13 protein-coding genes are annotated in these 8849 nt (G+C 54.9%); 5 read left to right on the forward strand and 8 right to left on the reverse strand.

The window, feature by feature from the left end; genetic code table 11:
* Positions 1–75: 75 nt before the first annotated feature.
* Positions 76–390 (reverse strand): phage tail assembly protein, encoded by a 315-nt coding sequence (locus ACLH0I_RS11425; RefSeq protein WP_363807249.1) that lies wholly within the window; start codon positions 388–390, stop codon positions 76–78.
* A 159-nt stretch (positions 391–549) separates the two neighbouring features.
* On the opposite strand from ACLH0I_RS11425, the gene ACLH0I_RS11430 reads away from it, so the two are divergent.
* Complete coding sequence (locus ACLH0I_RS11430) at positions 550–843, forward strand: hypothetical protein (RefSeq protein WP_411387082.1); 294 nt, start codon at positions 550–552, stop codon at positions 841–843.
* 61 nt (positions 844–904) lie between these two features.
* Positions 905–1111 (forward strand): hypothetical protein, encoded by a 207-nt coding sequence (locus ACLH0I_RS11435; RefSeq protein WP_411387083.1) that lies wholly within the window; start codon positions 905–907, stop codon positions 1109–1111.
* 60 nt (positions 1112–1171) lie between these two features.
* Here ACLH0I_RS11435 and ACLH0I_RS11440 read toward each other — a convergent pair whose 3' ends face one another.
* On the reverse strand, positions 1172–1537 hold the full coding sequence (locus tag ACLH0I_RS11440; RefSeq protein WP_411387084.1) for a DUF6124 family protein: 366 nt from the start codon (positions 1535–1537) through the stop codon (positions 1172–1174).
* 1089 nt (positions 1538–2626) lie between these two features.
* On the opposite strand from ACLH0I_RS11440, the gene ACLH0I_RS11445 reads away from it, so the two are divergent.
* The 3 genes from ACLH0I_RS11445 to ACLH0I_RS11455 all read left to right on the forward strand — a co-directional run bounded on the left by ACLH0I_RS11445 (position 2627) and on the right by ACLH0I_RS11455 (position 4423).
* A complete protein-coding gene (locus tag ACLH0I_RS11445; protein ID WP_411387085.1) occupies positions 2627–3133 on the forward strand; it encodes a hypothetical protein in 507 nt (168 codons plus the stop codon).
* 58 nt (positions 3134–3191) lie between these two features.
* Entirely contained in the window at positions 3192–3776 is a 585-nt protein-coding gene (locus ACLH0I_RS11450; protein ID WP_411387086.1) for a hypothetical protein, read from the forward strand.
* 479 nt (positions 3777–4255) lie between these two features.
* Positions 4256–4423 carry a hypothetical protein gene (locus tag ACLH0I_RS11455; protein ID WP_411387087.1) on the forward strand — a complete coding sequence of 56 codons (168 nt, stop codon included), beginning with the start codon at positions 4256–4258 and terminating at the stop codon, positions 4421–4423.
* Between the two features lie 532 nt (positions 4424–4955).
* On the opposite strand, the gene ACLH0I_RS11460 is transcribed toward ACLH0I_RS11455, so the two are convergent.
* The 6 genes from ACLH0I_RS11460 to ACLH0I_RS11485 all read right to left on the reverse strand — a co-directional run bounded on the left by ACLH0I_RS11460 (position 4956) and on the right by ACLH0I_RS11485 (position 8847).
* Positions 4956–5648, reverse strand: a complete 693-nt coding sequence (locus ACLH0I_RS11460) for a hypothetical protein (RefSeq protein ID WP_411387088.1) — start codon at positions 5646–5648, stop codon at positions 4956–4958.
* Positions 5649–5744: 96 nt separating this feature from the next.
* A complete protein-coding gene (locus ACLH0I_RS11465; protein ID WP_411387089.1) occupies positions 5745–6269 on the reverse strand; it encodes a phage major tail tube protein in 525 nt (174 codons plus the stop codon).
* Positions 6270–7691 (reverse strand): phage tail sheath subtilisin-like domain-containing protein, encoded by a 1422-nt coding sequence (locus ACLH0I_RS11470; protein WP_411387090.1) that lies wholly within the window; start codon positions 7689–7691, stop codon positions 6270–6272.
* A 3-nt stretch (positions 7692–7694) separates the two neighbouring features.
* Complete coding sequence (locus tag ACLH0I_RS11475; protein ID WP_411387091.1) at positions 7695–7937, reverse strand: hypothetical protein; 243 nt, start codon at positions 7935–7937, stop codon at positions 7695–7697.
* Positions 7934–8416: a Gp37 family protein gene (locus ACLH0I_RS11480; protein WP_411387092.1), complete on the reverse strand. Its 483-nt coding sequence runs from the start codon at positions 8414–8416 to the stop codon at positions 7934–7936. Before ACLH0I_RS11480 ends, ACLH0I_RS11475 begins: the two co-directional genes overlap by 4 nt.
* Positions 8416–8847, reverse strand: a complete 432-nt coding sequence (locus ACLH0I_RS11485) for a gp436 family protein (protein WP_411387093.1) — start codon at positions 8845–8847, stop codon at positions 8416–8418. Before ACLH0I_RS11485 ends, ACLH0I_RS11480 begins: the two co-directional genes overlap by 1 nt.
* Between the last annotated feature and the right edge of the window lie 2 nt (positions 8848–8849).

Raw genomic sequence — 8849 nt, forward strand, 5'->3', positions numbered from 1 at the left:
TCGAGCCGGCGATCGATCTCACGCTGACACACCTCTACCCAGCGCCAGTACTCCACCAAGTCGAGCTGGGCGATCTCAGAGGGCTGCATCCTGAGCACCAGCAACAACGCTTCGTCCCAGGAGTGCAGCAAGGTCACGTGCGGCTGCCATTTCCCGCAACACCTCGGTGGCTAGCCGGGAGTCGGCGATGTCGAATTCGCCCAGATCTTCCAGGGTGATGCCCAGCATCTTGGCCACCAGTTGATCTTCCATGGCGCCTTCGTCTTTGGTCACTGCTTGCGCTGCAGTGATGTCTTTGCGTTTGAGGCGTTTGATGGGCAGCGTCGATATCTGCTCGCCGCTGGCGCTGGTGAACGGGAAATTGAGGGTAAAGGTCAGTGCATCGGCCATCGTTTTGCTCCAGGTCGATCGGTGAGATCGGTTGCTCTTTGGTTGAGCCCTGATGATGACGGTGCGAGTGGATACTGGCTTTTAATCGGATTTAAAGAGAGGATTCAGGCTGCTTTGGAAGACGGTAACCAGACCCGCTACACAAGGAGAAATGGAGTTATGAGTGAGTCGAACAAAGAAAAATTTAATGATTTGATCGCTCAGATAATGAGCAAACTAATCGATGCTTGTCCTACGCCTATTGGCTTGGGCGCGGAGGATTTCGGCTTTCCGAAAGGCCGTCTGGATCCTCACGAGGGGTATTATGTTGAAACGCCTGAGGAGTTATTCCTAAACGACTGCGTTCGGTGGCTCAAAGATGAAGAGCTTATCCGAGGGAACTCGGAATACGTGGTAACCGGCCACGGCCTGGAAGTGTTCGATAGCCTGCCCGCCTGCCTGAACATGCGTTGATGACCGGCGATCATTCCCGTCGCGGCGGGAATGGTTCACCCTTGCCACGATCGGAGACCGGATGGAAGACGAAATCACACTTGAAATTGACGGCGTGCAGCATACCGCTCTGTACAGCGTGTTCAATGACACCTTGACGGTATCGCTGCCTGACGGAAGCCAACGCTCCACCGAGCTTCGTGGGCTTAGCCCAGTCAGTGCCGCGAGGGTTCACCTGCGTGCTTACATTGGCCGCGTTGCTGAACAGAAGAAGCAAGAGACCTTGTAGTTCTTGCTGTCTGTTTTGTTGTGAGGGCGCTTGCGGCGCCCCCGCAACATTACCTGGCGACTACCCAGGTAGCCTGTGGTTATCCAGTACTCGATTGACCGCTAACTCACCCAACATGATGACCCGTTGCAGCACCAGCATCGTTTGGCGTCTTGGGCCGTCCGTCAAATCGGTGAGGTCGCTGACCAACACGCTGGCGGATGCCAAGGATTCGCACGCCTCAACGAGCAACGTTTCGTCATCCACCGCTGCGTCGATGGTGAAGATCGTGCTGGGCTTGCGGGGCTGTATCTGCGTTTTCGTTGCCCCGGGGTTCAGGTAATGCTTGAGCGCGCGGTCTGCCGCCTCTTTCAACCTTTCGGGGTCGAGAGAGTCGCCGTAGAGTACCGAATCGATATCCGGGGGGTTGGGGGTTACTTTGAACATAGTTAACAATTCCTACATTGGAGCTGCAACCGTTCTCGACTAAAAGAAGGGTGGCGGCTGTACGCAGGTTAGTCGACCGGTAGGAATTGGTAAAACCCGGCGCGCCCGAGGACGCCCTGCGCACAACCACCATTTAGTGCAGGCATATAAATGACCTGACTGAACGGTGCTCAAGCACCTTACCAAACCTGATGGGCGACTAAACCCGACCACTGATGGGCAGTGGCAGGTCAACGATAGAGGCCCGGGGCAAAGCGCACAAGCCAGCGGATTCTGACGCATGCGTAAGTAAGGACGCAAGGTCTCGTAGCCTTTAGGGCGTAATGTGGAGTGTATTTAAACGTGTCGCGCTGGATATGTTTACGGCAATTAAACGGGGCGACTTTTCTTTGTTACTTCCTGGGACTGTATTGTTGTAAATACAGCGTCTTATGGGGCGCTTCGGGCTCATCGATATTAAACGAGATTCTGCCGTAGATAATACGCTGGCGGATGCTTTGAGGAATTTGCCTACATCTGACCGCAGCAACAACGTGCATTCTCGGCCGAAGGCTTGAGGTTGGAGGCGATTGTTTTGGGCGACTGGCTTCAGCCCTCGACCGCTTTTGATGGGCTTTGAAGATGCTTGGCGGAGGGAGGCAGCTGTACGAGGTCACCGGCTGAAAGATCGCGCTCAATGCAGTGGGTTGAACCCCGCATAGCTACCATAAAGCTCTGGCGGCTAAAAAGATGGCACTGTACGCCGGTGTGGACCGGGGATTTGCAATGCCGGAGTGCCCAGGGGGCCCGGCGTACAGCGCCATCAACATCGGGCGGAGCGACCTGTTCCTTCATCAGAGGCACCTTAAGTACTACTGCAGGCCGCTCTGCCCGGTCACCGCGAGCGGTGACGAGGGATAAGATACCGGTGGAGCTGTGGAAGTGCTGCCAGGGGATTCTGTGGTGGTTGTAGGTAATGGCGCTGGGGGTTGTAGCCCTTTGAAAGACTCCTACCCCTAAAAGGTATCGTCCTCAACATTGCGAACGGACTCACCGCTAAATGGCTGCTAATCTTCAGCGTCCCGGTGTCTAGCGTAATGAGGCTCAGATTTGGCTCAGCTCCCAGTTACGAATGACATCCAAGCCAGCGTCGATCCCATCAATGCTGAGATATTTGAAGTCTTACGCGATGCGAAAGTACTTGCTCGACGCTACTACCGGTTAACGGGCAAGCCGTTAGGTATTACCGGTGAGGTGGCTGAATACGAAGCCGCGACCAAGCTTGGCCTGGATCTACATTGCGCCAGAAAGGCCGGTTACGACGCCACCGAAATCAGAAACGGCGGCCCTGTACATATCCAGATCAAAGGCCGGTGCGTGGTGACTCAGGCCAAGATATCCGGCCGATTGGGTTCTATTGATTTGGCGCAACCCTTCGACACGGTGCTGTTGGTGTTGCTTGACTCTGATTTCGACGCTTTTGCTATGTACGAGGCCAGTCGTGATGCGGTGGTTACTGCCCTGACTAAGCCGGGGTCAAAAGCCCGGAATGAGCGTGGCTCGTTAGGGATTAGGCAGTTCATAGCGATTAGTTCGCAGCGCTGGCTGCGTCAGTAGTGATCACCCCCTGCTCGGATGCGCCGAACACTTGTAGCAATTCCATCAGGACGACGATATGAGCATTGAGCAGCAATGGGAGAATCTACTGACACCTGCGGTGATGCAGGAGCGATTGATTGCTATATCGCTTTACATAACAGCCTTTGAAATGCTGAAGGACTCCATCGTTCGTCGTTTAAAGGATTTTTATTGCATCGATTTTACTGCTGGCGAAATAGCCACATCCCCAGAATACGACCTTAAAGTTCTAAAGCTTAGTAAAAGCCCCCTATATGCATCATTAATATGGCTGAAGAATATAGGGGCGATTGATCAGGATGATATTGAAGACTTTGAGCGACTCAAACAACTACGCAACTCGTTAGCTCATGAGATGCCTGAGATCGTGTTGGTCGGAAAAGATCTCGCGCTTTCGGAAAAAATGCAGGAAATCATGAGCTTGATGCGGAAGGTCGAGGTCTGGTGGGTTATTAATGTCGAGATCGAAACTGATCCAGATTTTGATGGGCGAAATGTCAATCCCGACCAGATCACACCTGGCCCCCTCCTCATGTTGCAGATCATGATGGAGGTGCTCTCTGGAAACGAAGAACTAAGAGAGCACTATAAAGGCGGTAGGCCAACCTCACCGGTGGAATAGGCCCGTCTCTTTGTCCATGTCGCGGCCACGCGTCCTAGTCAATACTATGGCCCGAGGAAGTGATAGGGACTGTGGACGTTTCCCTGTAGTGTCCTGCTCCTCTTCTTGGCCCAACTGGAGGCCGTTCAAGAGTTCTTCCGGCAGCGAAGAGTCTGGGTGTTCTCGCTGAAGCGACAATAAAACCTCCCTAAGCCAAGCACGCATCTGAGCCGCCCCCTGCCCGGATGAACCCGATAGAAGCGTTGAGATAGGTGTACCAATGAGGTTTTGTTCCAACGCGTCCCCAAATTGATGCAGACAGCACGTTCCTGTCATTTCGTCATGGGTTCCAACAACACGAATTTGCAGTAATGGAGCTCTCCATAGAAGCGTCCCGGATGGGCTGGCATTGTTATGGAGCGGAGTGAGACCGTCTGCCACCAAATATGCAAAGTCAAAACTTGTGCCGACTGGGTAAAAGACTCCAAATGTACCTACAGATGAAAGAAGCGCACCAGAAAGCAGATTGGACGGTGGGTAAAAAAATCTTGACGCAGAGCTTATATATGGGCGATTGGAAAGCAAATCCCATTGTTCCAGGTTTGCACGAAAACTATAAGGAGCTGCCGTTGAAAAGGCTTGATGACATCGCAGCACGTTATCCGTGACTTTTGCTTGATTGAAAGTAATTCGGGCGGCGCCAGGATCACTTATCGGATAATTGATGATCATTACATCACATAATTCGCAGCGAGGGACCGCCCGTCCAGCACCCCGACGTTCGTTAAACGTAACTTGATATCGGTTACCATGATACTCTTTCGCGAGCGCATCAGTTCCCAGTGCATTAAAGGCGCTAATAAAAGCTCGGAAAAGGTCTACTTCTTTCTTTAAACCCAGCGATCTTATGAGAAAATCGTTTTGTAATTTTGGGCCAATCATCACGGGTTTCTCGCCTCTACTATCAGTCCTTGATGAGTATTATATTGCCATTATTTCTGGCCAGAGGTAAACCTTTTGAAGGCATTTAGTCCGGATTGGCTCAGCCAGAATGATTTTAGGTAGGTGGAAGCAGGCACGTCTGGTTCGGTTACGCCCCTCCATTCTGCTTGGAAAGGCGTTCAATCAGAGCCTGCAGGTAAGTCACCGCTCTTACTACCGATTGCGAGGACTTGTCCAGCTGCCCTAGGAGGTTTTATATTAAGAATCGCTAGGCACGACAGTTACTTTCGTAACACCTAGCTCTGTTAGCGTTGCATCCAGCCTTCTAAGATAGCTAACCGTAGATTTATCATAGTGCTGAAGCAGATCCCGGGCATATTGTTCGGTGCCACTCTTAGATTGTATTGCGTCGAATAGCTCTCCGGCCTTTCTGTCTTCAATGTCCTGATTAATGACATCTTGTTTTAATGTTGCAAGTCGGGCATAACATTCGATCTGGCCGGAGAGTTTTTCTATATCATAATTTTTTTCGTCTCCTGGTGGCGAGCATGGATTAGGGGAGGAAAGATTGTTCACAGGGTGAATGTCGATTTCATCGATATGGACTAGCTCATCTGCCATATTTTTGCCAAAGTAACGCGATAGCTTAAAATGTTCGGCGATCAGGTGCTGACGCCAACCGCGTTGGAATTGCATGTATTCATGCCACGGCCCTTTAGAGAACTCCCCCCAGCCTTTCTGATCCGTTTCTTTTAATAACTTATCCAGCGCATTGTAGCCGTCATACAACAGACGGCTGGTTTCTTGAGCCGTGACTTGGGCGCCATCCAAAAATTTTGCTCTGTCCGCTCGCTCATCCTGGCGAGCTTGTTGGCAGCTCGTGCCTGCAAGGGTTATAGCAGCAGTGAGCAGTGAAACCGCGAGCGTCTGCGACCACGTCAAATCAGCCATCAGTGATTATCCTATTTTAAGAAATTCACGCTCAATATCGGCTGACGTCCCGGCTTCGTGAGCCACTTACTTCCACCCCCCGCACAGCGACGTAATTTAAGCTTGCCCTATATTTTTTCGGTACTTGATCAACTGATCTTCTCCGCCCACCCGAAAAATATTCGCCAGATAGTCCAGCAACACCACCTCATCCCCATTGATCATCTGCCGCACGTAGGTCGCCGAAAACGGCGTCTCATATTTGGTCGGGTCACGCGGTTTGTGCGTGCCCAACTGATACTCCTTACCGGTAATGGTCATGGTCGTGACCAGCGGTATCTCATTGACCAGCCCTCCGTTGTTGAACACCTGTACGTTGGAACGGCATTGCAACTGCACGCTCTTGAACGGCGTGACCAGCTTCTTGGCCGCCTCGAAGTACAAGCTGTTCCATGTGATTTTGCCTTCCAGCTTATCAATGCCATCCGGCAACTCGATCAGGCCAACCATGCCCAGCCCCTGAAAGTCGCTCGACACAGTTTTGATGCTGCCCAGGTCGATCTCTTCGCACTTGCCAAAGAAGCTGGTGCCATCGAGATAGACGTTGGCATTGGAAATACGGTGCGCGGTAAAGCCTGCCATTTATGCAGCTCCCAAGTTGACCAGATATTGCCCGGTGATTTCGGTTTCGAAGGTGCCGCGTTCAAAGGGCGGCGGTACGGTGAGTTTGTAGTTGAACAGTGCGTGGCCTTGTTCCAGTTCGGTTTGAGGGTTGCGGGCCGGGTCGTACCAGCATTCGCCGCCGAGCAAGGCGCCGTCGCCGATAAGTTTGCGCAGGAACAAGTTGACGCTTTCGGTGATGCTGGTGATGAGCGAGGTGGTGAGTGGTTGGTCGACGAACTGCAGCGCGCTGTAGCGGATGGATTCGTCGACAACGTCTTTGGTACGGCGCACGTTTTCGAAGTTGCGCATGTGGGTGACGCTGGGCCAGGCCGCGGTGCGGTTGCCCCACAGGCGCAGGCCGGTGCCGAAGGCGTTGAAGACGGTGGTGATGCCGATTTCGTTGAGCAGGTTGACTTCGCTGTGTGAGTCATCGACCCGGGCGGTTAGTGGTCGCTCTAGGCCGATGACGCCGATCAGTTCCTGATTGGAACTGCTCCACCAGTAACCGTGGTCGTTATCAACTTTGGCGCGCAGGCCTGCGGCGCGGATCGACAACGGTTGCAGGCGTTCGCCATTGGCGGCGTCGTGGACTTTGATGTGCGGGTAGCACAACCGAACACGGTCGCTGCTGGTGTTGAAGTTGATGGCGCCCGCTGGCCCGCGCCCGGCCAGTACCTGTTGTACGGTGGTGCCGATGGGCGCGTCGATGTAGGCGATGCCGCCGACCTGGCCGGCCGAGGCGCCCAGCTCGGCGGTCACTTCTTTCAAGGTGCTGAAGCCCGGGGCAATGAAGATTTTGGGAAAGAAGCCCAGTTGGTTATAGCTGTCTTGGAAGGCTTTTAGGCCGGTACGCCGCCCTGCGGCGTTGACAGCACCGATGATGTCCGTCGCGGTGACTTTGCTGGGATCGGCGTGGGTGTAGTCCACTTTGATCTGGGCATTGGCGGCGATGGCGCCCGCCGGTAAGCGGCGGATGTGTCCCATCAGCCTGTCTGTGCTGTAGTCAGTGCCCTCTAAGTAGGTGACCAACCCGTCAGCGGATTTTATTTCCAGCGTTTGCAGTGCGCCGTGTTCCAGTAGCAGTTGATCGCTGCTGGTGAATTGTTCGTCTTGCTCGGCCACTGTGGTGCTGTGGATGGCGGGATCGAGCACGTTGACGACCAGTACAGTGCCGGCGCCGAAGTCGAAGATGCCTTGCAGGGCTTCGGGGATGGAGAAGCCTGTGATGTGCGGGCCGAACTGTGCGGCGTGGATGTCGTTAAGGCATAGGGTCAGTTCGTTGATGGGGCCGGTGGGCGCCGTGCCGATTACGGCGATGACGGCGGATTTGACCACGCGGATGGACCTGGGGCCGCGCTCGACTTCGGTGGTTTCGATGCCGTGTAGGTAGTTGGCGGGCATGGGTTATTCCTTAGCGGCGGCTATTGATTGTGCTGCTGCCTTTACGGGTAAGCCCGTTGGCAGAGGGTTAGCGTGTAGTGGATGCAGGTGTTTGAGAGCCAGTAAGACGCGGGTGTATTCGTGGTCGGCGGGCATGCTGACCGGTTGGCCGGGGTGCAGGAGGACTTCGAGACGTTCGCCGGTTTTGCCTACGCGTAGAGAGGCGCAACTGGGTGGCCCGGCGTAGCGGTAGGTGGTGAGTTTCATGGGTGCTCCTGAAGCTGGACGGAGGTCAGTTTTGGCCCGCTTTCGTGGTCCTGAGTTTGCAGGTGTGGGATGCCGGCGGCGAAGTCCTGGGCGTACTGCCAGAGGCCGTTGTGATGCCCGATAAAGTGTTCGGAGACGGGACGGCAGGCCTGGTTAGCGTGCGGTGGGTACCAGCCGGTGAGGCAGGCGCGGATGCGGTCAAGGTGGCTGACAACGCCGTCTTTGCCATTGAGTTGGCGGAACACCAACGTGAGGCGCAGCACCAGGTGACGCGCTTGGAAGCAGGCGTCGGTGCTTTCTGACTGGCCAAACGTGGATTTGCCGTAGGCGAGCAAGACGGCGCCGCGGGGATGGTTGAGCCGATATTGCAACGGATTTTCGGGGAACAGCTCGATCATCAGTTCGTTGCCGAGGTCGGCTTGTAGCCGGGCGAGCATGGCGTCGAGCAGCTGTTCGGTTTGGGTTTTGGCCGGCGTCATTAATAGCGGTCCCACTGTTGGGCGTCGAATTGTTGAGGGCGAGCGCGCACGCGGATCTCACCCGGCTCTGGCACGGCCAGGCCGGTGGGCGTGCCTAGGGTGATGACGCCGTCGCGGATGTTCTCCAACAGTTTGAGGGTGTCTTTGCGGCTGTCTTTGACGGCGTCTGGCAAGGCGCCCTCGGGGCGGCGTTGGTAGAGCCAATGGCGTGCCAGGTAGACCACGGCATCGCGCAGGACGGTGGGCACTGGGTCGAGCGGCAGTTGATAGCGACCGCGTAGGTAACCGTCGACCAGTTCTTCGGCCTGGCGCACACCGTCGTCGATGACGCTTTCGTTGGGTGCGGTGGCGGCCGGGTCGTCGTTGGACAGCTGAGTGAGCGTCATCAGCGGAATGGCGTTGCCGAGGTCGGCGCGGGTGCAGTAGCGCATGG

This window comes from Pseudomonas sp. MPB03, from assembly GCF_046605385.1.
Classification (GTDB): Bacteria; Pseudomonadota; Gammaproteobacteria; order Pseudomonadales; family Pseudomonadaceae; genus Aquipseudomonas; species Aquipseudomonas zanjanensis.

What these genes read in the sequence shown, in the direction of transcription:
- ACLH0I_RS11425 (WP_363807249.1), bottom strand. Translation starts at nt 390, where the DNA reads ATGGCCGATGCACTGACCTTTACCCTCAATTTCCCGTTCACCAGCGCC.
- ACLH0I_RS11430 (WP_411387082.1), top strand. Translation starts at nt 550, where the DNA reads ATGAGTGAGTCGAACAAAGAAAAATTTAATGATTTGATCGCTCAGATA.
- ACLH0I_RS11435 (WP_411387083.1), top strand. Translation starts at nt 905, where the DNA reads ATGGAAGACGAAATCACACTTGAAATTGACGGCGTGCAGCATACCGCT.
- ACLH0I_RS11440 (WP_411387084.1), bottom strand. Translation starts at nt 1,537, where the DNA reads ATGTTCAAAGTAACCCCCAACCCCCCGGATATCGATTCGGTACTCTAC.
- ACLH0I_RS11450 (WP_411387086.1), top strand. Translation starts at nt 3,192, where the DNA reads ATGAGCATTGAGCAGCAATGGGAGAATCTACTGACACCTGCGGTGATG.
- ACLH0I_RS11455 (WP_411387087.1), top strand. Translation starts at nt 4,256, where the DNA reads ATGAAAGAAGCGCACCAGAAAGCAGATTGGACGGTGGGTAAAAAAATC.
- ACLH0I_RS11460 (WP_411387088.1), bottom strand. Translation starts at nt 5,648, where the DNA reads ATGGCTGATTTGACGTGGTCGCAGACGCTCGCGGTTTCACTGCTCACT.
- ACLH0I_RS11465 (WP_411387089.1), bottom strand. Translation starts at nt 6,269, where the DNA reads ATGGCAGGCTTTACCGCGCACCGTATTTCCAATGCCAACGTCTATCTC.
- ACLH0I_RS11470 (WP_411387090.1), bottom strand. Translation starts at nt 7,691, where the DNA reads ATGCCCGCCAACTACCTACACGGCATCGAAACCACCGAAGTCGAGCGC.
- ACLH0I_RS11475 (WP_411387091.1), bottom strand. Translation starts at nt 7,937, where the DNA reads ATGAAACTCACCACCTACCGCTACGCCGGGCCACCCAGTTGCGCCTCT.
- ACLH0I_RS11480 (WP_411387092.1), bottom strand. Translation starts at nt 8,416, where the DNA reads ATGACGCCGGCCAAAACCCAAACCGAACAGCTGCTCGACGCCATGCTC.
- ACLH0I_RS11485 (WP_411387093.1), bottom strand. Translation starts at nt 8,847, where the DNA reads ATGCGCTACTGCACCCGCGCCGACCTCGGCAACGCCATTCCGCTGATG.